The sequence below is a fragment of the Roseimaritima sediminicola genome (genome assembly GCF_009618275.1).
Lineage (GTDB): Bacteria > Planctomycetota > Planctomycetia > Pirellulales > Pirellulaceae > Roseimaritima > Roseimaritima sediminicola.
Map to the genome: position 1 here is coordinate 63,785 of NZ_WIAD01000016.1, position 23,288 is coordinate 87,072.

At 63.4% G+C, this 23,288-nt stretch carries 19 protein-coding genes and 2 tRNA genes; 6 read left to right on the plus strand and 15 right to left on the minus strand.

What is annotated here, in order from left to right; all coding sequences use genetic code 11:
* Nucleotides 1–38: 38 nt before the first annotated feature.
* Nucleotides 39–2,525 (minus strand): DNA gyrase/topoisomerase IV subunit A, encoded by a 2,487-nt coding sequence (locus tag GE027_RS10340; RefSeq protein WP_153557117.1) that lies wholly within the window; start codon nucleotides 2,523–2,525, stop codon nucleotides 39–41.
* A 322-nt stretch (nucleotides 2,526–2,847) separates the two neighbouring features.
* Here GE027_RS10340 and GE027_RS10345 point away from each other — a divergent pair, with 322 nt between their 5' ends.
* The 3 genes from GE027_RS10345 (at nucleotide 2,848) to hemB (ending at nucleotide 4,908) form a co-directional block, all read left to right on the plus strand.
* Nucleotides 2,848–3,378, plus strand: a complete 531-nt coding sequence (locus tag GE027_RS10345) for a hypothetical protein (RefSeq protein ID WP_237607446.1) — start codon at nucleotides 2,848–2,850, stop codon at nucleotides 3,376–3,378.
* Between the two features lie 78 nt (nucleotides 3,379–3,456).
* The gene (locus tag GE027_RS10350; protein ID WP_202617382.1) at nucleotides 3,457–3,834 is read left to right on the plus strand and encodes a hypothetical protein; all 378 of its coding nucleotides are present in this window, start codon (nucleotides 3,457–3,459) and stop codon (nucleotides 3,832–3,834) included.
* Nucleotides 3,835–3,897: 63 nt separating this feature from the next.
* A complete protein-coding gene (hemB, locus tag GE027_RS10355) occupies nucleotides 3,898–4,908 on the plus strand; it encodes a porphobilinogen synthase (RefSeq protein WP_153557119.1) in 1,011 nt (336 codons plus the stop codon).
* A gap of 95 nt (nucleotides 4,909–5,003) precedes the next feature.
* On the opposite strand, the gene GE027_RS10360 is transcribed toward hemB, so the two are convergent.
* The 4 genes from GE027_RS10360 to GE027_RS10375 form a co-directional block, all read right to left on the minus strand.
* Nucleotides 5,004–5,666 carry a hypothetical protein gene (locus GE027_RS10360; protein ID WP_153557120.1) on the minus strand — a complete coding sequence of 221 codons (663 nt, stop codon included), beginning with the start codon at nucleotides 5,664–5,666 and terminating at the stop codon, nucleotides 5,004–5,006.
* Between the two features lie 3 nt (nucleotides 5,667–5,669).
* Nucleotides 5,670–6,143 carry a hypothetical protein gene (locus GE027_RS10365; protein ID WP_153557121.1) on the minus strand — a complete coding sequence of 158 codons (474 nt, stop codon included), beginning with the start codon at nucleotides 6,141–6,143 and terminating at the stop codon, nucleotides 5,670–5,672.
* A 125-nt stretch (nucleotides 6,144–6,268) separates the two neighbouring features.
* A complete protein-coding gene (gene ispD, locus GE027_RS10370) occupies nucleotides 6,269–7,021 on the minus strand; it encodes a 2-C-methyl-D-erythritol 4-phosphate cytidylyltransferase (protein WP_153557122.1) in 753 nt (250 codons plus the stop codon).
* Between the two features lie 4 nt (nucleotides 7,022–7,025).
* On the minus strand, nucleotides 7,026–8,222 hold the full coding sequence (locus GE027_RS10375; RefSeq protein ID WP_237607447.1) for a Gfo/Idh/MocA family protein: 1,197 nt from the start codon (nucleotides 8,220–8,222) through the stop codon (nucleotides 7,026–7,028).
* Nucleotides 8,223–8,365: 143 nt separating this feature from the next.
* On the opposite strand from GE027_RS10375, the gene GE027_RS10380 reads away from it, so the two are divergent.
* Both GE027_RS10380 and GE027_RS10385 read left to right on the plus strand, forming a co-directional pair.
* Nucleotides 8,366–8,941 carry a hypothetical protein gene (locus GE027_RS10380; protein ID WP_153557123.1) on the plus strand — a complete coding sequence of 192 codons (576 nt, stop codon included), beginning with the start codon at nucleotides 8,366–8,368 and terminating at the stop codon, nucleotides 8,939–8,941.
* 357 nt (nucleotides 8,942–9,298) lie between these two features.
* Nucleotides 9,299–9,622: a hypothetical protein gene (locus tag GE027_RS10385; protein WP_153557124.1), complete on the plus strand. Its 324-nt coding sequence runs from the start codon at nucleotides 9,299–9,301 to the stop codon at nucleotides 9,620–9,622.
* Nucleotides 9,623–9,663: 41 nt separating this feature from the next.
* On the opposite strand, the gene GE027_RS10390 is transcribed toward GE027_RS10385, so the two are convergent.
* From GE027_RS10390 to GE027_RS10435, 10 genes are all read right to left on the minus strand, one after another.
* Nucleotides 9,664–12,441, minus strand: coding sequence for a protein kinase domain-containing protein (locus GE027_RS10390; RefSeq protein WP_153557125.1), 2,778 nt, complete (start codon nucleotides 12,439–12,441; stop codon nucleotides 9,664–9,666).
* Nucleotides 12,442–12,775: 334 nt separating this feature from the next.
* Nucleotides 12,776–13,795, minus strand: a complete 1,020-nt coding sequence (gene gmd / locus GE027_RS10395) for a GDP-mannose 4,6-dehydratase (RefSeq protein WP_153557126.1) — start codon at nucleotides 13,793–13,795, stop codon at nucleotides 12,776–12,778.
* A gap of 94 nt (nucleotides 13,796–13,889) precedes the next feature.
* Entirely contained in the window at nucleotides 13,890–15,935 is a 2,046-nt protein-coding gene (gene feoB / locus GE027_RS10400; RefSeq protein ID WP_153557127.1) for a ferrous iron transport protein B, read from the minus strand.
* An 82-nt stretch (nucleotides 15,936–16,017) separates the two neighbouring features.
* Nucleotides 16,018–16,302 carry a FeoA family protein gene (locus tag GE027_RS10405; RefSeq protein ID WP_162006669.1) on the minus strand — a complete coding sequence of 95 codons (285 nt, stop codon included), beginning with the start codon at nucleotides 16,300–16,302 and terminating at the stop codon, nucleotides 16,018–16,020.
* Nucleotides 16,303–16,591: 289 nt separating this feature from the next.
* Nucleotides 16,592–18,064, minus strand: a complete 1,473-nt coding sequence (gnd, locus tag GE027_RS10410; protein WP_153557129.1) for a decarboxylating NADP(+)-dependent phosphogluconate dehydrogenase — start codon at nucleotides 18,062–18,064, stop codon at nucleotides 16,592–16,594.
* 42 nt (nucleotides 18,065–18,106) lie between these two features.
* Nucleotides 18,107–18,973, minus strand: a complete 867-nt coding sequence (locus GE027_RS10415; RefSeq protein WP_153557130.1) for an HAD family hydrolase — start codon at nucleotides 18,971–18,973, stop codon at nucleotides 18,107–18,109.
* 61 nt (nucleotides 18,974–19,034) lie between these two features.
* Nucleotides 19,035–20,330: a diphosphate--fructose-6-phosphate 1-phosphotransferase gene (locus tag GE027_RS10420; RefSeq protein WP_153557131.1), complete on the minus strand. Its 1,296-nt coding sequence runs from the start codon at nucleotides 20,328–20,330 to the stop codon at nucleotides 19,035–19,037.
* A gap of 153 nt (nucleotides 20,331–20,483) precedes the next feature.
* Entirely contained in the window at nucleotides 20,484–21,791 is a 1,308-nt protein-coding gene (locus tag GE027_RS10425; protein ID WP_153557132.1) for a PQQ-binding-like beta-propeller repeat protein, read from the minus strand.
* Between the two features lie 118 nt (nucleotides 21,792–21,909).
* A tRNA-Lys gene (locus tag GE027_RS10430) sits at nucleotides 21,910–21,982 on the minus strand.
* Nucleotides 21,983–22,036: 54 nt separating this feature from the next.
* Nucleotides 22,037–22,125 (minus strand) — tRNA-Ser (locus GE027_RS10435).
* A 140-nt stretch (nucleotides 22,126–22,265) separates the two neighbouring features.
* Here GE027_RS10435 and GE027_RS10440 point away from each other — a divergent pair.
* Nucleotides 22,266–23,267: an FAD:protein FMN transferase gene (locus GE027_RS10440; protein WP_237607448.1), complete on the plus strand. Its 1,002-nt coding sequence runs from the start codon at nucleotides 22,266–22,268 to the stop codon at nucleotides 23,265–23,267.
* The last annotated feature ends 21 nt before the right edge of the window (nucleotides 23,268–23,288 follow it).

Consider the following 23,288-nt stretch of genomic DNA (forward strand, 5'->3'; position numbering starts at 1 on the left):
ATCTCTTCATACATAGATTCCGTTAGAGCCAGCAAATCTCAAACTTCCTCCAGCGGGGCGGGCGCGGCCGGAGGATCGACGACGATCTCGGCGATCTTGCCGTTCTTTTGGATTTCGGTGCCGCGGCCGCCACGCGAGGTGACGCGGTACTTGGCCGTGGAGATCGTCTTCTTGGCTCCGCGATTGGTTTTGACGACCATCAGGTCGCGGTCGCCCTCGGAGGCTTTGAAGCCGAGCAGACGGTCGCCCTTGGCCAGCCGCAGCAGGGTCACGCCCTTGCCCGGACCCGACAGGTAATTCACTTCCTCGGCCGGACACACCATCGCCCGGCAGTTCTCGCTGACCGCCAGCACGGTCTCGGTGCCGTGAACCGGTCGCACGTCCAGCACCGCGGCGCCGGCGGCCGGGCGGGCGAAGCGGCGGCCGCTGCGGGTCGAGGGATCGACGAAACCCTCGAGTCCGAACCGCAGGGCAAAGCCGTTGTCGGTGACGGCCAGAGCATGGGTTTCCGGACACAGTTCCGGTTTCTTGGGGTCTTCGGCGATGTCACCGATCACTCGCGGGTCCAGCGACAACGCCGCAATGATCCGCTCGCCGTCTTTCAACTTGAACAGTTTCTGGACCGGTTCGCCGAATCCGGTCGACTGGGGGATGTCCGCAAAACGCACCGTATAACAGACGCCCAGCGACGAGAACAGCGCCAGGGTATGACGCGTCGAGCCGGCGATGCAAGCCAACACCGAATCACCGCTCCGCAGGCGGCTCTTGCTGGGATCGACGATCTGTTTCTGCCGCTTGATCCAGCCGTCGCCGGTGATCAACACGTGGCAGTCCTCGGCCACAATAAAGTCTTCGGCGTTGTACTCGGGTTCTTCCGCGGCGGTCGCGATCACGGTCCGCCGCCGATTCGCTTTGTCGCTGCTGTAGGTGTCGCGGAGTGTTTCGATCTCTTCTCGCACGATCTGCCAGCGGCCCGAGGCGTTGGTGTCGGCCGTGTCGTCCTTCAGCAGTTTGCGGATCTCGCGAGCCCGCTTCTGTTTGGCTTTTAATTCATCCAGGACCACGTTGATTTCCAAGCGCGCCAGACGATACAGCCGCAGTTCGAGGATCGCATCGGTCTGCTCCGCGTCCAGTCCGCCTTTTTCGGCCGGATACTTTTTCAGGATCTTTGCCGCCGCGTCGGCTTTGCCGTCACTGCGCCGGATGATGCGAATGATGTCGTCCAGCACATCGAAGACGAATGCGAATCCCTTCAGCAGATGGATGCGTTTTTCCAGCGTGTTCAGTTCGTTGGTCAACCGTTCGGTGACCACTTCCAGGCGGAAGTGCAGGAAGTGCCAAAGGATCTCCTTCAGGCCGAGCCGGGCCGGCGAGCTGGTTTCGGCATTGGCGTTGGCATTGGGAACCAAGCAGGTCAGGTTGACGTGAAAGAGCGTCTGCAGCGGCGTGTGCTTGTAAAGGTAAGCCAGCACCTTGTCGGCATCCGCCCCGGCCTTCAGCAGCAGGTCGACCCGGATCTCGTCGGTCGACAGGTCGCGGACCTCTTCGACCAGAGGCAGTTTGCCGGAATAAACCAGTTCCGACATCCGTTCGACCATCGCCGCCTTGTTGACGCCGTAGGGAATGGACGTGATTTGCAGGACCGGCTGTTGTCCGGCCGCCCGCCGCTTGCTGCCTCGCCGCGCGCCCTCCGGCTGGACCACCTGCGAGGTGCCGCGCAGCTTGATCGTGCCCTGGCCGGTGGCGTAGATCTCCCGCAGTTCTTCTTTGGTGTTGATGATCTGGCCGGCGGTCGGAAAGTCAGGTCCCTGGACCGCATCGTTGGCGACCAGTTGGTATTCCTTGATGTCCGGATCTTTCAACAGTTTCAGCAGCGCATTGCAAACCTCTTTCAGGTTGTGCGGCGGGATGTTCGTGGCCATCCCCACGGCGATGCCCGTGGCGCCGTTGACCAACAGGTTGGGCATCCGGCTGGGCAGAACCACCGGTTCCTGACGCGTGCCGTCGTAATTGGCACGGAACGGAACCGTCCGTGTGGCCAGGTCCGCAAGCAGTTCCGCGGTCACCGCCGTCATCCGGCACTCGGTGTACCGCATGGCCGCCGCGTTGTCGCCGTCGACCGACCCGAAATTGCCGCTGCCGTCGACCAGGGGCATCCGCAGAGCAAACGGCTGGGCCATCCGCACCAGGGCCTCGTAGATCGAACTATCCCCGTGCGGGTGATAGTTGCTCATCGTATCGCCGACGACTTTCGCGCACTTGCGATGCTTCGACGTGGCCGTCAGGTTCAGCTGGTCCATCGCATACAGGATCCGCCGCTGGACCGGCTTGAGCCCATCGCGCACGTCCGGCAGGGCTCGCGAGGTGATCACCGACAGCGAGTAGTTCAGATAGCGGGACTGGGCGGCCAGCCGCAGCGGGACCGCCGAGGATTGCTGAAGCGATTGTTCGATCGCCGCCTGGGGGCTCGCTGCCTTGCCGTTGGTCTTGGCCTTGGTTCGAGACGTAGTGCGCCGTTTCGCCACGCAGAAGGTCCTATTGGATGGAGCGGAATGTCGGTTCGTGAGGCGTTGGATTGTATGTCGACTGCCAGGGACCTGTTTCTTCCCGCCCCGGTGCCAGAGGCAGCCTTTGGGGATTGTAACGATTGCACCGCAATGGCCCCAGACGTCAATTTGGGAAGCGCCGGCAATATCCGCGGCAACGGGGGATTCGGTAAAGAAACATTGGTCCGGGAAGGGGGCGATGGCCGATTGAGCGTCAATGCGGAGTTAACCTAGGTGGTCCACTGAGGGTGGGCGAACCAGCGATTCAACAGGCAGTTCGATTCAAGCAAGGGCGAACGTCATGCAAATCAAATTTCACACGGTGATCGCGACGGCGGCGTTGGCGGTTGTGACCGCGTCGGTTGCCAGCGCACAGCAACACGGCGAGTACATCGTCAATTCCCATGTGGTCTCCGACGAAGTGGTCGCAGCCCCAGGCAGCCAGTACGTGGGCGACCTGAGCAGCGGCGGAGCGGTCGTCGATGGCGGAGCGGTCGTCGATGGCGGCGTCGTCGTCGATGGGGGGATGATGGCCCGCCGGCCCTACGGCCAGCCCGACCTGTTCTACAACTACTACACCCAGGGCTATGCCAACCGGGTCAACGCCCAGATGTATTTGGCGCCTCGGCCGGTTCCCCCGAACGTGGGGCACACCTACTACACGTACCAGCCCTTTATGCCGCACGAGATGCTGTACGCCCACAAAGACCGGTACCACAACTACTATGACAACGGTCGCGGTATGAATCGCACCAGGGTGCATTACACGTACCCGCACGTCGGCCGGGCGGCCAGCAATTTTTACTGGAACGTGCTGCGAATTCCTCGCTAACGCCGTCGGCTGCCCTGACCTGCGGTTTTCTGCCCCCGGGGTTTTTCTCCTCTCGCCTGTCGAACTGAAGAGATCATCATGTTGAAAAAACTGTTTTGCCTGACGGTGTTGGCCGCCGCGGCGGTTGCCAGCGACAGCTCGCCAGCCCATGCGTTCGATCCCTACGCCGTGACGCACGTGTGGTCGCATAACTTTGCTCAGACCCGCCCCTGGCACGGCGGTTACCAGCACATCGAATACGGCCAGCCGCTGGCCTTGGTCGTGCCGCCGACGGCTCACATGCGTCAGACCTACTCCTGGGGCGTCAGCCAGAACCTGATGTACCCGCTGCACCACCAGTACGGCCGTTCCAACCCCGGTTACGGTTACGCTCCGGCAGCGGGCTTCCAGAACACGCCGGCGTGGCCTAGTCACACCGATCAATTCGGTGTGTACTACGTGCGTGGCCCTTGGTAATCGCGCCGACCCTGGCGGTTGCCGTGGGCTTGGACGTTTGAGGGTGCCAAAGGGGAAGCTGTGATGTTTGATTCGCCCCGTGGGAGCTATCCCGCTGTGCGGCTGCGTCGGCTGCGACGACATGACTGGTCGCGGCGGCTGGTTCGCGAAACCTATCTGTCGGTTGACGATCTGATCTGGCCGCTGTTCGTGGTGGAGGGGGATCGCGACGAAGCGATTCCCAGCATGCCGGGCGTGCATCGGCTGGGCAGCGATTCGCTGCGGCGAGCGGTTGCCGAGGCGGCGGAATTGGGGATTCCGGCGGTGGCCCTGTTCCCGGCGACCGCGGCGGAATTGAAGACCGAGGATGCGGCCGAAGCGGTCAATCCCGACAACCTGGTTTGCCGCAGCGTGCGTGCGGTCAAACAGGAGGTTGGCCAGAGCGTGGGCGTCGTCTGTGACGTGGCCCTGGATCCCTACAGCAGCCACGGCCAGGATGGACTGGTCCGCGGCGGATACGTCGTCAATGACGCAACCGTCCAGGTCCTGTGTCAACAGGCGATCGTGCAGGCCGAGGCCGGCTGTGACATCATCGCGCCGAGTGACATGATGGACGGCCGAATCGGGGCGATCCGAAAGGCGCTCGATGGCCACGGTTTCGAAGATGTGCAGATCATGTCCTATGCCGCCAAGTACGCCAGCGCGTTCTATGGCCCGTTTCGCGATGCCGTAGGGTCATCGGGGAACCTGGGCGGCGGCGACAAGAAGACCTACCAGCAGGATCCGGCGGCGACCGACGAGGCCCTGCACGAGGTGGCGCTGGATCTTCGCGAAGGCGCCGATAGCGTGATGGTCAAACCGGGCATGCCCTACCTGGATGTGGTCCGGCGAGTCAAAGAACGCTTTGCCGTGCCGACCTACGCCTACCAGGTCAGCGGCGAGTACGCGATGCTGGCCGCGGCCGCCGAGCAGGGCTGGCTCGATCGCACGGCCGTGATGATGGAGAGTCTGCTGGCGTTCAAGCGTGCCGGCGCGGACGGCGTGTTGACCTATTTTGCACGCGATGCGGCGCGGCAACTGCGACAAGACGGCTGATCTTAAGGTCTGGGCGTAGCTGAAGTCGCCAGACTTTGGATCTGCTGGCCGCTTCGGTCCAATCTCTGGCGAGATCAGCTACTCCAAAAGGAAGCCTAGCGCCACAGCCACTGGCGGAACCCGGCGGCTAGTTCCCCGGGCTGCAGCCAGACAACCAACAGCACGCCGCCCAAAAACAACATTCCGAACGCCAACATTCCCAGGCCTCCCCAGCGCGAGGCCGTGGGCGCGGAGCGGATTTCGTGCCGCAAGCCACCGAGCAGCTGCCGCCAGAAGGCCGGATTCAAATGCTGTTCAAAAGCGGCGATCTGCGAGATGTCAAAGTTGTGGTGTCCGTCGACTCGCAGACGAATCTTTAACGTGGGCATCCACACCTGGCGTTCGCCGCGATCCAGCTGGCTGGCGGGATCCAGTCGCCGAGCCGCTTCGAGCAGGGGATCCAGCACCTCCGGAGCCGACGCGCCATAGATCACCAAACGCGGCGGCAACGAAAGGATCACCAGCGTCACGGACAGGATAAAGAACAGCAGCAGGCACAGCCAGACGTAGGGGCCCAACGTGGCAGCCGCCGCGCCGGGAAAAAATAATTCCATCGGACCGATCGCCACCCATCCGACCAGGGCCACCGAGAGGGCCGCCAAGTCGCGGCCGCCACTGGTCACCAGGGGCTGGGAGAACAGCCGGATCGCGCCCAGCAGCAGCAGGTAAGAGGCCAGTGGCAGCAGGGCCAGCACGATGGAAAACGGTTCAAACCACATCGATCAAGAATCGTCCTGGAGCTGGTCTGCGTTCGGCCGCTGGAGATTCGATGCCGATTCCGAAGGCGGCTCCGGTGCGGAGCCGGCCGGTGTTTCGGGATCAACGGGCGTCGGAGTCGCATCCTCGTCGGCTCGCCCGGCCGGGGCGTCCGGCGAGCCGGCGGATTCGGCTGCACCCATCGACGCCGCGTCCGCGGGCGAATCCGCGTCCGCAGGGGAATCCGCGTCCCCAGGCGAATCTGCGTCTGCGGGCGAATCCGCGTCCGCGGGCGAATCCGCGTCCGCGGGGGATGGGGGCGCCGGGGCGTAGACGCGGGGTGGAACGTCGGGAGGCGAGTGCCTTTTGTGGGCTCGGTTCTGGCGGTAAACGACCAACAGCGCGCCCAGGATCAGGACAATTCCCAGGAAGATCGCCAGAACGTTGCCGTGGTTCTCCTGCCATTTCCTGCGCGTCGTTCCGCCATCCGCCTCATTCATGCATCATTCCTCTGTCGAACGGTTCGAGACCCGGTTGGCCTGAGAAGGGTAAGAGTTGTCTGGGGTGGCTGATCGGAAACGGGCCGCAGGGCGGCGAGCTATTGTCCTGTATCGCGGAGTTTGCTTCAAGCGTTCAGCAGGGCGGCGGCAATATCCAAATCTTCGGGAAGCGTGATTTTCAGATTGATCGCCGACCCCGGGACGATCTGCACGGCGTGGCCGCTGCGTTCGACCAGTTCCGCGTCGTCGGTGGCGGGCCGGCCTTGCCAGCGAGCATAGGCGTTGCGGAGCACGGAGGTTCGGAAGACCTGGGGCGTCAAGGCTTCCCAGACCCGCCGCCGGTCCACGGTGTGGCAGGCCGACAGATCGTCGTCGGCTTTCTTCAGCGTCGCGCGCACCGGCGTGGCCAGCAGGGCTGCTCCGGACCGCTGGGCCGCGGCAACGACGTTTTGCAAATCTTCGGGCGGCAGCAGAGGGCGCGCGGCATCATGAATCGCCACCAACGCCGCTTCGCCGACCAGTTGAAGGCCGTTGTTCACGCTGTCGCTGCGGGCCGCGCCGCCGCTGCACAGCGTGATGTCCAGCCGCCGCAGTTCGGCCTCGCACTGCTGCCATCGGGGCCGGTCGGAATCGGCGACGGCCAGGATGATCGGTCCGATCGCGGGGCAAGACCGCAGGGTTTCGGCGGCGTGCCTCCAGACGGGTTTGCCGGCCAGCGAAACGAAAATCTTTTTCTCGCCGCGCTCGGCAAAACGCCGACTCTGGCCCGCCGCCGGCAGGATCGCGGCCACCGATCCCGGCGGGACGTTCGCAGCCTCGCCGGCGAGGGACGATTCAGACGGGGACGCTTCAGCGGGGGACGATTCCGAGGGGGACATAGCGTTATCGGCGAGCCGCCTGATGTTTCAGGGGCAACCAGGTCGCGTCCTGCTTGCTGCTCTGGACGCACTGTTGGATGAAGTACATCCCTTCGACGCCATCGTAGATGTTGGGATAGACCGTGTCGCGTTGCTGCGGCGAGCCGCCCTCGGCACGCTCGACCATGGCATCGTAGGCAGCGACGTAGACGTTGGCGAAGGCCTCGAAGAACGCTTCGGGATGTCCGGCCGGCAACCGGCAGGCGGCGGCTCCGGCGGCATTGGTGTAGCTGGCCCCGGGATCGCGAGTGTAGATCTTGTGAGGCTGGCCGTTTTGCCGAACGATCATCTCGTTGGGGTTTTCCTGGCGCCACTGCAGCGATCCCTTGGTGCCGTCGATTTCGATCAGCACATCGTTTTCGCGGCCGTGACTGATCTGCGAAGCGGTCACGGTTCCCAGTCCGCCGTTTTCGTACCGGATCACGGCCGTGCCGTAGTCATCCAGTTGGCGTCCTTCGACAAACGTCCGCAGGTGACAGCTGACCTGATCGGGCAGCAATCCGGTCATGTAGCGGCCGAGGTTATAGGCGTGGGTAGCGATATCGCCGAAGGCGCCGGCCGCGCCGCTTTTGCTGGGGTCGGTTCGCCACGACGCCTGCTTCTGCTCTTCGGCTTCCAGGCGGTCGCGCAGCCAGCCCTGGATGTACTGGGTACGGATCGCTTGGATCTCGCCCAGTTCGCCGCCGAGGATCATCTCGCGGGCTTGCCGTACCAGCGGGTACCCGGTGTAGTTGTGCGAGACCGCAAAGACGACGTCGGAGGCTTCGACGGTTTTCAGCAGGTCTTCGGCTTGCTGCAGATCGAACGTCATCGGTTTGTCGCAGATCACGTTGAAACCAGCTTCGACCGCGGCTTTGGCGATCGCGTAGTGCGTGTGGTTGGGGGTGGTCACACTGACAAAGTCGATCCGGGCATCGTCGGACAACTTGCTTTCGGCCTCGAACATCTCTTCGTAGGAACCGTAGGCCCGCTGTTGGTCGATGTCGTAGTCCGGCGCGGAGGCTTTGGACCGCTCGGGGTTACTGGACAGCGCCCCGGCGACCAATTCCGCACGATTGTCCAGGCAGGCGGCGATCGAATGCACGCGACCGATGAACGACCCCTGGCCACCGCCGACCAGGCCCATGCGGAGTTTACGGTTGAGCGGAGCGTTGATGCCCATGGAGATTCCCTTGTCGCTGGATGCAAATGGATGAAGTTCTCTCGAGCCACAATCGTAAAGTTCGTTACGATTGCGTACAATCGGAGGTAACGCTGAACCTTTTTCCTTTGACCCTGCACACCGCATGAACAGGAGTGTCGCGCATGAGTAGCGTCCCACGACCGCGTCTGTCCCGAACCCGCATCGCCCTTACGATGTTGGGGGTTTCCAGCCTGTTGGGGCTGGCCTTCCTGGCGGGGCGGTACGGCCTTCCCGCGGCAACGCCCACGATAGACTTCCCCGCCTTGCCGCTCGATGCCACGGCTAGCGCGACGGGCGATAGTTTCTCGGTCGCGACCGGTTCGGTCGGCAAGAGCTCCGAGGGCTTCTTCATGCTCGACCATGACACGGGCCTGTTGCAGTGCCACGTGCTGTATCCGCGGATGGGGCGCTTCGGGGCCAGTTTTGCCGCCAACGTCAAAGAGGTTCTGCCCGGCGGCGGCAAAGGCGGTGGGTACCTGATGGTGACCGGCTTTGCGGATTTTCCCGGGGCTTCGAATCAACCGATCAGCTCCGGGGCGGTCGTCTACGTGCTCGATAGCAGCACCGGGGCGTACGCCTGCTATGCGGTTCCCTTTGATCGGGTGGCCGAGACCGCCGGCCGGCCGCAGCAGAACGCCTTGGTTCTGATCGGCAAGGGCGAAGCCCGACAGGTGATCGAACGCGATACCCTGCGCTAGTTGCCCGGGCGGGGTGGTGCCAAGCGTTATCACGGTAACGCTTGCACCGTTTCTGCCCGATGTGTCCAACGTGCGGCGCGACAACTCTTTTGTTGCTTTCTGACCGCGGCGTGTCGAAAAGACTTCTTAGAAAGCCGCCTCGGCCTTCCCCCATCGAGCATTTTCGACGCGGCCACGTCCTGCCTGCAACGGGACTCACTTGCCGGTCGCCTGCCCTGGTTCCAGTTGGCACCGGGCGACCTCCCTCCGCAATCCGTGAAGACCGATTGTTGTGGTCGCGTCGAAGATGCCTGATGCCTGTCCTCGCCCTGTGCCTGCCCTCGCAGCGGGCGCACCCCAATCCATCCTGGAGGTACCATGGCCAAGAAAGATACCTTCCGCGTCGTCACCCGCGCCGAAGACGGTTCCTTGCAGATCCGCGACTACCCCAACGTCGAACCGCTGCTGAAGACTCACATGCAGATCGGCATCGACGACTGCAGCACCGATCTGGCGCTTCGCGGTCTGCCGATCTTTCGCGGACTTGTCGGCCCCATGCCGGAAAACAAAAACATCGTCCGCTACGAATCCCCGCAGGTCTTCGAGGCCTTGACCAAGGAGTGGATCGCCAAGCCCAATCGCAAGCGAGCCCGCCGCCGAACCGCCAAACCCGAGGACGCGACCACCGCCGTCGAGCAGTAGTCGCCAGCGCAGAGCACGCGGCCGTTGGTCGAGATGAATTATTAAAACGTGTCCGCCGCCGGGTCGTGCGAGGCGAACACGCCGACGACGAACAGCACGCCGGCGACAACAAAACTGAGCGACTGCGCCGACAACGGTCCGGCAGCCGGAATCCCCAGCATCGCACCCCACAGGGCGATGGCGGCCACCGGATACGCAAACAGACTCATGCGCCAGCTCGATACCCCGGCGGACAACACCAACAACAGTCCGGCGACCAGCAACGGGACCCCGTCCAACCAGCGGCCGACCAGCGGCAGCGGCCGGTAGGTGGGCGGCGGCGGTCCGTCGGCCTCCACCGTGCCGGCTTCGATCGCCGCAGCGGCGTCCGATGACGCCGTGGTCTCGGACTCGCCGGCGTTCTCGGGTGCAGCGCCGTTCTCGGGTGCAGCGGTTGGTTCGGGGGCGTCTTCGCCGGGCTGCGGATCGGACAGGTGTTCGGGCAGTGCTTCCTCGACGCTGTGAAGCACCAGCCGGGCGCCGCGAACGCCGAACAATCGGTTGTGGTGCGCCCAGACGCCGAACAGCAGCAACAGCACGGCCCCGACGACCAGTCGCGGGGTGGGGCCGAGCAGGCGGGCGGGCGGAGCAGGGGGGCCGGCCGGCTGAGAGGCGGCCGCCGTCGCCGCACCGCTGCGGGCGTCGGCCAACATGGCTTTGATGCGAGCTCGCTTCAGGGCGGCGGTGGCCTTGGCATCGATCGCCGCCAGCGGACTCTCGCCGGGACGTCCCTCGTCCTGGCCGGCTTCGGCCATGGCCGATCGCGAAGCTTCGATCACCGCGGCGGCCCGCCGCCACGCTTCGGCTTCGGCCTGCGCGTCGTTCATGCCAGTGGCACGCAGTCCCTGTTGTTCGACGCGGGCCAGTTTCTTGCGGTCTTCGGCCAGCCGGGCCGCTTCGATCCGTCGCTGCAGCCAGCGGATGACGGCCGCGCGGATCCGCCCGGCCAGCGGATCGGTCGTCGGCTGTTTTCGCTGTGCCAGTCGCTCGCGTTCCCGCTCGAGGGCTTCGTAGCCGAACAGGGCTTCGAAGAACGCCTGCCAATGCCGGCCGCCATGTCCGGCGATGAATTCACGCAGCCGGATCTCGTCGACGCCTCCGATCCGCATCTCTCGCAGAACCCGTTCGGCCGATTTCATCGCTTCCCTCCGCACCGCGGACAAGCGCCACTGGAGGCTCGCCCAGAGTCCCGCACCGCAGGCTGTACCGAAAAACGCGAGGGCGACTGCCGCAACCGACCATCCCATCAGCACCACACCGACGCCCCACACCAACACCAACGTCGCCGCGACGGCCCAGGACTGCCAGGGCCGTAGGCGAACCCATTGATGAAGGTGACGCTGCAAGGGGCTGTTACCAAACCAGGTGGCCGGAACCAGGTACCCGCCGGCCAAACCCATCACCCAAGCCGGCAACAGCAGCAACCAGGTGACGTCCAACAAGGCCGACAGAATCGGTAGGACCAGGGCGGCGGTCCAAAAGGCGGCCAGGGCGGGCGTTTGGTAAGCGGCCTGCGGCGCTGCTTCGAACTGTTCCATCGCCGCCTTCAGGCGTCCGGCTTGTGCGCCGGCGTCGGCCAGGGGCGAATCGCCCGCGACGCCCAGATAGGTTTGCAGTTCGTCGATCATCTGGCCCAGGTTCTCGTACCGATCCTCGACGCGCCGAGCCATGGCTCGCCCGACGATGCGTCCCAGCGCCTCGTCGATGTCGGCGCGGATACGCGACAGCGGGACGGGCGTTGCGTTGCGATGCTGGGCGAGCACCCGCGAGACGTCCGCGCCGCCGAACGGTGGCTTGCCGGCCAGCAGATGGTACAGCGAGCAACCCAGAGAATAGATGTCCGCCCGGTGATCCACCGAGGCCGCGTCGACGGCCTGTTCGGGCGGCATGTAGGAGGGCGTCCCGACCGTGCTGCCCGCGATGGTCACTTCGGTCACGCTGTCGCTGCCGGCCGCGTCCGGGAAGCCCTCTTCGGCCCCGGAGAAATCGTTCTGGTCGGGCAACTTGACGAGTCCCAAGTCCGCGACCTTGACCGTGCCGTCGTCGTCGAGCAGGAGGTTGGCCGGTTTGACGTCGCGATGGATCATGCCCATGCGATGGGCGTACTGCAATCCGCGAGCGGCCTGCAGGATATAACCGGCGGCAACCAAGGGGGCCATGGGCCCGGAGCGGCGGACCGCATCGGCCAACGACCCGCCGCGAACCCACTCCATGGAAAAATAATACCGGCCGTCGGTGAAACCGAAGTCGTAGATTCGCACGACGTTGGGATGCGCCAGTTGGGCCGCGGCGTAGGCTTCGCGCGTAAAGCGAGCCATCGAGGAAGGTTGATCGCTCCAGCGCGGCAGGATCGTCTTCAGCGCCACCGTCCGGTCCAGCGACAACTGACGAGCTTCGTAGACCGCGCCCATCGATCCCATGCCGATCAGTCGCACCACGCGATAGCCGCCCAGGTGCTTTGGCGTCTCCACCGCGTTGTCGGCCGGCGTGGGGACGGGTTCGCCCGCGGGCGGTTCTTCGGGGATTGAAGAAGCGACCGGCGGAGGGGTGGCGTGCGGAGGACGCTCGGCCGCGATGGCCGCGTCGGCGGCGATCGTGTGCTCGGGCTGGTCATGCGATTCGCTGGGCGCAATCCGCGAGACCTGCACCCGCGGTGGGTCGCCGGCATCGATCGTCAGCCGAAACCGCCGTCCGCACCGCTTGCAACGCGGCTGGTAGCGACCGGGCTTGGCAGCCGGAATGCGAAAGCGGTGTTGGCATTCGGGACAGCGAAGCCGCATCGGCAACCCAGGACAGAAATAGAGCGAGATCGGAAACGCTCTATCTTAGATGGCTCGGCCTGGACTAGCTATCGAGCGATAGAAGTCGCACAAAGTAAGCACGTCGGCATGAGTATTTCGGTATAACCCTACGACAACACCCTCCCGCGCAGCGGGAGGGTCGGGCTCTTAGGCCCGGGGAGGGTCTTCGTGTGGGCCCTCTCCGGGCCTGAGAGCCCGACTCTCCCAGAGGGAGAGTAATACCTAAAAACATCTTGCGACGTGCTTAGCTCGTGTGTCCCACGCGAGGAAACTCGGCTGGGACAGCCGAGCTACTCTGGTATCCAAGCCGGCGTTATTTGCTGGTGACGTAGTTCTCGGCGTGGGCTTCGCGGCGGGCCAGTTCCAGGTCGTGCTCGGTCATGATCCGAGCCAGCTCGCGGAGGTCTGTCTCGGCCGTCCAGCCCAGCTTCTCTTTGGCTTTGCTGGGATCGCCCAGCAGCAGTTCCACTTCGGCCGGACGAAAGTATCGCGGATCGATTTCGACGTAGTCGCGGTAATCCAGATCCAGCTGCTGGAAAACCAGTTCCAGGAACGAACGCACGGTCTGCGTTTCGCCGGTGGCGATCACAAAATCCTCGGGCTGTTCCTGCTGGAGGATCAACCACATGGCTTTGACGTAATCCTTGGCGTAGCCCCAGTCGCGTTTGGCGTCCAGGTTTCCGAGGTACAGCTTTTTCTGCAGGCCCATTTTGATCCGGCCCGCGGCCCGCGTGATCTTGCGGGTGACGAAGGTCTCGCCGCGGCGTTCGGATTCGTGGTTGAACAGGATGCCGTTGCAGGCGAACAGATCGTAGCTTTCGCGATAATTAATCGTCTGGTGAAACGCGTACACCTTTGCGCAGGCATACGGCGACTGGGGTCTGAAGGGCGTGGTTTCCTTCTGCGGCGTTTCTATCACGTCGCCAAACATCTCGCTGCTGGACGCCTGGTACACGCGGACCGGCTTGCGTTTGTTCAGCAAGCGTGCGGCCTCGAGCACGTTCAGGGCCCCGACGCCCACGGTCTGCAGGGTGTAGACCGGTTGGTCGAAGGAGACGCGGACGTGACTCTGCGCCCCCAGGTTGTAGATCTCGTCCGGTTCGACGTCCAAGGTCAGGTTCGTCAGCGCCTGGCCATCGGTCAGGTCGCCGTAGTGCAGGTACATCTGCGTCTTTTCGTGCGGATCACGGTAGATGTGATCGATGCGTTCAGTGGAGAACGTGCTGCTGCGGCGAACCAATCCGTGGACGGTATAGCCTTTCTCCAGCAGCAGTTCGGCTAGGTAACTACCATCCTGGCCGGTGATGCCGGTGATCAGTGCCGACTTGCTCATTGACTGGCTCAACTTCTTACGGTTTTGGGGGGGCGGAAAAGGTGCCTCAGAAAGCGCAGCTTACGCGGATTCCCCAGTCCGAGCCAAGACCGAATCAGGCGATTCCCAGTGCCAGGATCAGGTGCCGAGCCGCAAAGGCTCCGACATAGGCCAACACGCTCATATAACCGAACTGAAACGCCGCCCACTTCCACGAACCGGTTTCCTTCTTCGTGACGGCCTGCGTCGGCAAGCACTGCATCGCCAAGACGAAGAAGACCAATAGGGCCACGCTGGTGGCGGTGTCGAACACCCGCACGCCGTCGGCCGTGGTGGCGGTGCGCAGCCGCGTGTGCAGCGAAGCGATCTCCTCGTCACCCGGGTCCTCGCCCATCCCGTAGAGGATCGACAGCGTGGAAACGACCACCTCGCGGGCGGCAAAGGACGCCATCACTCCGACGCTGGTCTTCCAGTCGAAACCCAGCGGCGCGAACACCGGCTGGACGACTTTGCCGATCCGCCCCAGGGCCGAATGTTCCTGCTGCAGTTGACTGCGCAGCCGGTCGATGTCGGCGTCGCTGGAAAGCGTCACGGCCGACTCGCTGGCCTGCACCGCCGCCATCTGGCTGAGCAATTGATCTTCGGAGGGCTTGGGATACGTCGACAGGGCCCAGATCGCCAGCGAGATCAGCAGGATGATGGTGCCGGCGTCGCGGATGAAGGCCCAGCCCCGGTCCCAAGCCGTCCGCAGGGCATTGACCAGCGACGGCATGCGGTAGGGTGGCAGGTCCAGGATCAAGGGCGCCGGCTGGCCGGGCAGGATCGACCATTTGAACACCAGCGCCATCAGAAACGCGGCGATCATGCCCAGGAAGTAGGCTCCGGCGAACATCAACCCCGCGTACAAGGCTTGCTGGGGAAACAGCATCGCGGCGATCATCGTGTACACCGGCAAACGCGCCGAACAGGTCATCAAGGGAATCACCATGATCGACACCAAGCGGTCGCGGCGGTCGGCGATCGTGCGCGTCGACATGATCGCGGGGATCGCACAGGCGTGGGCCGTCAACAGCGGCACGAACGCTTGACCCGGCAGGCCCACTCGCCGCATCCAGCGGTCCACCACCACCACCGCTCGCGACAGGTAACCCGAGTCTTCCAGCAACGTCAGCACGAAGAACAGGATCATGATCTGCGGCAGAAAGACCAGGACGCCGCCGAGGCCGGCGATCACGCCGTCGGTCACCAGACTCTGTAGGTCGCCCTCGGGCAACACACCACCGACCACTTCGGCCAGTCCGCCGAAGCCGCCGTCGAGCCATTCCATGGGGTACTGAGCCAGCCAGAACACCAGCGAAAACAGGAACAGCATGACCGCTACGAAGGCGACCGGACCCAGCCAGGGATTGGTCATCCAGCGGTCCAGCCGGTCGGTCCATTCGGCCGAAGCCACAAACCGCCGCCGCGAGTTCCCGGCGGCCACCGAGGCGGCCCATTGGTGTCCCTGAGCATACGGACAGGCCGAACAACTGGAGCATTCCGGCACCGTGGCGGTCGCGGCGGATTCGCCCGTCGCGTCCAACACCAACGACTCCAGCTGTTCAATGCCGGTGCCACTGCGAGCCGAGACGGCGACCACCGGACAGCCCAGTTCTCGCGACAACCCCTCGCAATCGATTTCGATTCCGCGACGCGCGGCGACGTCGTGCAGGTTCACCGCCACAATCGTGGGTTTACCCAGCTCCAACGCCTGACGCGAAATAAACAGGCTGCGCTGCAGGTTGGTTGCATCCACCACCACGACCAGGGCATCGGGCAGCGGGATTTTGGCGTCACTGCGCACGCCATCGAGGTATTCGCGAGTGACCGTTTCCTCCAGTGTCGTTCCGTCCAGCGAATACACGCCGGGCAGGTCCACGACGCGGATCTGCGGTTGGGGGGGCGTCCCCGCGGAACGCGAGAATCGCAGCGAACCGACCCGTCGCTCGATCGTCGTGCCGGCAAAGTTCGACGTCTTCGCCAGAAGATTCGTCAACCGATTAAACAGCGACGTCTTGCCGACATTGGGATTGCCAATCAGAGCAATCGTCTTGGCGGGTGAAGACGGAAGCGTAGCCGTCGGTCGTTGGGGCTCGACCGAGTCGACGATGGGCAAGTTCATAGCACGCCAAAAAGGGATTGCTAACGGAGGACGCCAGAGCGCGTCTCGAACAATGGGATTGGAATCGAGCCTTCGGACGGGGTCAGCCGCCGTTTGCGCTCGCCACGTGGACGCCGCCGGCGATCGCTCGCGCCAGGGCCATTCTCGCTCCAGCAACTTTAAAAATCACCGGATCGCTGCGGCGCAGCACTTCCAAGGACTGGCCTTCATACAGACCCATCGTCCGCAGACGATGCTCCTGATCGGAGGGCAGTTCAAAGCCGGTGATCTGAAACTGGCCGCAATCCGCCGCCGACAAACGCTGTGACGAAACGACCGGGGCCGAAGGCGAGACTGGCTCGGAGGCCAGAGAACTGGTGGGCGACATGCGTGGGGGGTCCATTAACTGAGAATGAGTCTCAATAGTGCCCGCATTGTGGACGTTTCCGCCCCCGGTGTCAATGGACAGAAAGTCGCAGTCACGGCCTTGGGTGCAGCCGCGACGCGACAAAAAGTAGCTCGTGTGTCCCACGCGAGGATCCTCGAACGCTTCCCTCCTGCCGCGAAACACCGCCCGGCGTAAGTCCCGGGAAAGCTTCGTGGCTGGGAAGTTTGCTGGCTCTCGGCTGGGACAGCCGAGCTACTATTTCTACTGGTTTTCGGCTGGGGCAGCCGAACTATTTCGGGTCTTTGCGGAGATCCAGCCACTCGCTGTGGAAGGCGCCTTCCCGGTCCACGCGTTGGTAGGTGTGGGCGCCGAAGTAGTCTCGCTGGGCCTGCAGCAGGTTGGCTGGCAGGCGGGCCAAGCGGTAGCCGTCGTAGTAGTTCAGGGCGGTGCTGAAGGCCGGCACCGGGATTCCCAGCAGGCTGGCCGCGGCCACCACCGCTCGCCACGCTTCCTGAGCTTCTTCGAGGGCTTTCTCGAAGTACGGGTACAGCAACAGGTTTTCCAGATCGGGTTGATCGTCGAAGGCTTCCTTGATGCGGTCCAGGAACTGAGCGCGGATGATGCAGCCACCGCGCCACAGCAGGGCCGATTGGCCGTAGTCCAGGTTCCAGTTGTGTTCGGCCGAAGCGGCTTGCAACTGGACGAAGCCCTGGGCGTAGCTGACGATCTTCGAGGCGTACAAGGCCCGGCGGACCGCTTCGATAAATTGTTTGCGGTCGCCGATCAGACCGCGAGCGGCGCTGACCATTTCGGGGTTGGAGCCTTCGGCCGGTCCGTTCAAGACCTTGCTGGCGCGGACTCGAGCCTCTTTCTGAGCGGACAAACCACGCGCGAACACGGCGGTCGTCACCAGCGTGCTGGGCACACCCAGGTCCAGCGCCAACTGGCTCATCCATTTGCCCGTACCCTTGGCACCGGCGACGTCCAGGATCTGGTCGACCAGGTAGGCGTCCCCGCCCTGGTCGTCTTTGGCGCTGAAGATGTCGCGACTGATCTCGATCAGATAACTTTGCAGTTCGCCGCGGTTCCACTGGTCGAACACGTCGTACAATTCGTCGTTGTTCAGTCCGCCCAGTTCTTTCAGCAACTGGTAGGCTTCGCAGATCAGCTGCATGTCGCCGTACTCGATGCCGTTGTGCACCATTTTGACGTAGTGCCCGGCACCGCGGGGACCGACCCATTCGCAGCAGGGAATATCGTTGTTGGGGCCGACCTTGGCGCTGATCGACTGGAACATTTCCTTGATGTGCGGCCACGCAGCTTCGCTGCCGCCGGGCATCAGGCTGGGTCCTTTCAGCGCGCCTTCTTCACCACCGGAGACGCCCGTACCGACGAACAGCAGTCCCGCGTCTTCGACCTTCTTGGTGCGGCGTTCGGTGTCGACGTAGTAGGTGTTACCACCGTCGATGATGATGTCGCCTTCTTCGCACAGGGGGATCAGTTGATCGATGATCGCATCGACAGCCGGACCGGCTTTCACGAGCAGCATCAATTTGCGCGGCCGCTTGACGGCTTTGACGAAGTCTTCGATCGAGTGACAGCCGACGAAGTTCTTGCCGGCGGCGCGGCCCTCGATCAACGCATCCACTTTCTCGGTGGTGCGGTTGTAGACGGCCACCTTGTAGCCTCGGCTTTCGACGTTCAAGGCCAGGTTCTCGCCCATCACGGCCAGACCGATCAGGCCAAAATCACAATCGCTCATTGCTGCGGTTTCCCAGTATGGAAAGAAAGGTATGTCAGGTGCTTAGGCCGAAACGGGCCACTTGGGTTTTTCTGGCAGGTAGCTGTCGAATTCTTCCAGCAGCTTTTGTTGATACTCGCCGGCAAAGGTGCCCGCAAAGAAGCGATCGATCGCTTCGTCGTGAAAGCGTTTCCAACTGGCTTCTTCTTCGCCCGGATTGATGGGGTAGAACAGGCAGTTGTTGGCCACTGCGGCTTTGTAGTCACCCGGGGCGTCGCCGATCATCAGGCTGTGGTCGGCCGCGTACTTGCTGGCGTTGGAGAGGGTTTCCTTTTTGCTGCCCGATTCCTGGCCGCAGATTTCGGTCACGTACTGCGTCAGGTCGTGTTCGCTCCATTCCGCCTTGAGGGCTTCGTTGGGCGTGGCGCTACAGACCAGCATGTCGGCCTTGCCGGAGAGCTTCTGCAGCGACTCGCGAACCATCGGATAGGGCGGCACGTCGTGGACGAATTCGCTGACCGTCCGGTTGACCTGCTCGGACCACTCCAGGGCATGCTTGAGGTCCTCGTCGCCGGTCTCTTCGACTTTGGCTTTCAGCGCCGGGTTGCCCAGCTTGGTTTCGGTTTCAATCCACTGCCGCAGGGACTGAGGGATCGTGATCTCGACACCGCGAGCCTGCACTTCGGGGCGCTTCTGCAGCCATTCCAGGGCTTCGACCAGGGCCGGAAAGCGGTTGATGCCGCGGCTCTTGCTGTACAGGTTCACGAACTCGGCCGCTTCGCGAGCGTACTTGCTGATCGCCTGCAGGTTGTAGTACTTGATGATGTTGGGAATGAAGCATTCTTTGTGCTTCAGTTCCATCGTGTCAAAGACACAGCCATCGGAATCGATCCCGACGAAATACTCTTGCTTGGGTTCAATGCTGTACATGATTGATTGTCGCTGAGAATGAGTTGGATGTCCGTACGCCGCGCGTGCGCCCCCGAAGGGCTTACTTGCTGTCGCGGTCGGCCTGGGGAACGTAGCTGGACAGTTTCTGATCGGCGTAGATTTTTTCGAAACGGGTCATGCGTTGGCGACCACCGACCATCGGCAGGCTCAGCATGCCTTCGCCGACCAGCGGCATGGCGTAGCGGACGAATTCGTCGGTGACGTCGTAGCCGTTTTCGGTGATCCACTCCTTGGGGAACGTACGCTCGCTGTTGGCCACTTCCGACAGCGGGACCTTGTCATAGCGAACGCTGTAGATGGGACCCTCGTTGCGGAGGATCGTGGACATGTATCCCGACTCGTTACCCGCGGCCAGGCGGCAAGCCATTTCGCCGGCGTGGTAGGATTCCTCCAGGTCGACCGTGGAGGCGTAGCCCATCGAGTGACGTTGGTCGGTGCCGGCGACGTTGGCCCGGGCGGCACCCTTGGCGGCCAAACCGACCGAGTTCAGGTGGTTGACGATTTTCTGCGCCACGGTCATCTGGCTGGCGCTGAAGGAGACGTGTCCGAAGGAGTCGCGGACTTCGCCCAGCGAGCCGACGTCAAAGCCTTCGCTGACCACCACGATGCAGCGTCCATCGCGTTTCAGTTGGTCGTTGATGTTGTCGGTCATCTGCTCCAGCGAGCAGGGGCTTTCGGCCAGATAGATCTGCAGGGGCATTTCCCGGTTGGGGTCGGCCAGACGCGCCGCGGCGGGAATGAACCCGATCCGCCGGCCCATCGCTTGCAAGACCAGCACCGGGTCGGCCGGACAGGAGCCGCCGTTTTCTTCGTTGGCGTACTGGACGTTGTGCATCCAGTACTTGGCCGTCGAACCGTAGCCCGGCGTGTGGTCGATCAGCTTGAATTCGCTGTCGCCGACGTCGTTGTCGATCGTCTTGGGGCCGCCGATGCCGACCAGATCCAAGCCGCGCGACTGCGCCAGTTGGGCGATCTTGTTGGCGGTGTCCATCGAGTCGTTGCCGCCGATGTAGACAAAGTAGCCGACGTTGTGGGCTTTGAAGACTTCGATGACGCGGTCGAAATCCTCGTCCTGACCTTCTTTCAATTTGTAGCGGCACGTGCCGATCGAACCGGCCGCCGGCGTGTAACGCAACAGCGCCACTTCTTCGGCCGACTGGGCCGTCAGATCCAGCAGCTCCTCCTTCAGCACGCCCTCAATGCCGTGTCGCGCCCCATAAACGGTTCCGATCTCCGGCAGGTCCCGAGCGGTCTCGATGATCCCGCGGAGTGTATTGTTAATGACGGGACTGGGGCCGCCGCTTTGTGCGACGACCATGTTGCGAGGTGCGGCCATGAAAACAAAGGTCCCAAATGCGATTCGAAGGGAGAATGTCCTAATGGTGCGGGATGATACCTTAGAACCCTCCGTCTTGCTAGCGGTTGAAACCCGTCCGCAGCCGCCTTGTGGCGGGCCCTGGGGAAATCGCAGGACCCGCCGCCTGGTCGCTTATTGGTCCGCGTTGGCGATCTTGTAGAGGTGCGTTTTGCCGCGGACAAAAATCGCGCCCTCGGAAACCGCCGGGCAGGCGGTCGTGCCCATCTCGGGGACCTCATTGACGGCAACTTCCTCGAATTCATCGGCCATTCTCAGCACGGTTCCGCGGCCCTGCTTGCTGAACAGGTACAGGTGGTCGCCAGCCAGGATGGGCGAACCCAAGTACTCGCCCGGAATCCGTTTCTTCCACAGCTCATCGCCGGTTTCGGCGTCGATGCAGGAGGCCACCCCCATGTCGGTGACTTGAAAGATGAGGCCGTCGGAATAAATCGGCATCGCGAAACGTGGATTCAGTTTCTCGCGAACCCAGCGCACGCGGCTATCGGTGATATCGCCTTGCGTCGCCGAGTCCAGTTCCACGGCGATCAGCTCGGCACCGCGAGAGCCGGTGTTGATCAGGGCCAGGTCGTGCTCGGGCAGGTACAGCGGACGGATGCCGGCGTTGTAGCTGCTGTGACGCAGTTTCCACAGTTCTTCGCCCGTGTCCGCGTCGTAGCTCTGCATCGCTCGCGACCCGACCGACAACAATTGCATGCGGTCGCCCACCGGTGCCAGGGCCGGCGTGCAGTAGGCCTTGCGGTAGTCGCCATCGTTTTTGGGTTTGCCATCGGGCCCCAAGTCGCCGTAGTCGGTGCTGCGATCGGTCCGCCACAGCGTTTCCCCCGTCTCGGTGTCCAGGGCGGTGGTGTACTGTTGGTCGACGCCGTCGAAGGTCAGGATCAATTTGTCGCCGTAAAGGACCGGCGAGGATCCCGGGCCGCGGAAGTGCTGGCAGGGCAGGTCGCGGCGCTGCCACACAACCTCGGCCGTTTCCGGATTCAGTCGCGCCGTGCCATAGCTGCCAAAGTGAACGTACACCGCGCCGGGAGCCAGCACGCAACTCGGTGCGGCGTAGTTGTTGAACCCGACGGCACCGCCGAGCGGTTCGACCGTTTCGTTTTCAAACAACAGCACGTCGTGCAGCGTTTCGCCGGTCTGTTCGTCAAAGCACAGGACGTACTGCTGCTTGCCATCGGCGCTGGCCGCGGTCAACCAGATGCGGCCGTCGAGGATCACTGGCGAGGAGTGGCCTTCGTCGTGCAGCGGAGCTTTCCAGGCGACGTTCTGTTCCTCGCTCCACCTCAGCGGCAATTCCTCGGCGTGCTCGGCCGGAACGTGGCCGTTGAGCTTGGGGCCATGTCGGTCGGGCCACTGAGCCGAGGCAGGAGCACCGGAGCGGGCCACGCAAAGTACGCAAACCAACAACAAAGATCGTATCATCGTCCAGACCAGGAAAAGGGGCGGGCAGAGAGGCGGGAAACGGCCTATTATAGCCAGCCCAAAGGCCCGAGAAAGAAGATCGGGCACCGCAGCAGCGGACGCAAGAAAAAAAATGAAGTGAAGGTGCTGGGGCTCGAACCCAGGACCTACGGATTAAAAGTCCGTTGCTCTACCGACTGAGCTACACCTCCGACTTCACTTAGCGATTCGCCGCCCAGGGCGACGAACCGGTCTGCATCTGAAAGCGGAGCGGACAGGATTCGAACCTGCGGAAGGGTTTGACCCCTTCACCGATTTAGCAAACCGGCGCTTTCGACCACTCAGCCACCGCTCCGTGACGTTGCAGGGCCAGATTTTGCTGTATCCGGCCGAAATCTGCAACCCGCACTTTTCGTCTCTCGCGGATTTCTATAATTCACCCGCCATCCAGACACCGTATTAACGGCTGCGGGCACCTCAAATCTTGAAAAAAACATGCGGAAATCTCGTTCTTCTCCGGCTGGCTCTGCTTCGCCTCGCTTCCTGCACGAGGTGCGTGTGCGAGCCATGGCCACGGATTTTGTGGTGCTGTTGCCGCCGGACTGCGGTCACCAGTTGGATTCGGCGCTCGATGCGCTCGGGCTGGTCCCCGAGATCGAGGCTCGGCTGAGTGTCTATCGGATCGACAGCGACGTGTCGCGGTTGAATCGGGCCGGCGGCGAGCCGTGCGAGGTGCACGCGGACGTCATCGAAGTGCTCAAGCGCGCCGCAGCCGTTTCCCAGCAAACCGAAGGGGCGTTCGATATCACCGCCGGGCCGCTGGTCGATGCCTGGGGATTCACCACGCGCAGTGGCCGCAAGCCGCAGGCCGACGAGATTGCCGCGGCTCTGGCGGAGGTCGGCTGGCGACAGGTCGCTATCGATGCCGACCGTCGCCGCGTCCGCCTGGGCAGCCCATCGGCGCGAATTAATTTCGGCGCCATCGGCAAAGGGTTCGCCATCGATCGGGTCACTGCGGATCTTCTGCAGCGGGACGTGACCGATTTCCTCATCCACGGCGGCAACAGCACCATCGCCGCTCGAGGTTCCGCCGATCCCGAAAGCGATCCCGACGGCGGTTGGCTGGTGGGGCTGCAGCACCCCCAGCTTCCCAAGCAGCGGCTGGGAGAGATCCGGCTGTGCGATGCGGCGATGTCGACCAGTGGCCCGGGCAAGCAGTTCTTTCATCACCGTGGCAAACGCTATGGCCACGTCATCGACCCTCGCACCGGGATGCCGGCCGGCGACCTGGAGTCCTTGACCGTCGTCACCGCGCAGGCGACCGAATCGGATGCGTTGGCCACCGGCCTGTTCGTCGCCGGACGGGAGGCGGCCAGCGCGTACGCCGAAGCCCAGGGCGTCGCCCTGTACGGCGTCGCCGCCAAGCGGCGCCAGGGCGAGGTCGAGGTGGTGCTGGCCGGTGGCGCGGAGCTGCGACAAATCGATCGCGACGGCTGAGCCGCCGCGCGACTACGCTGC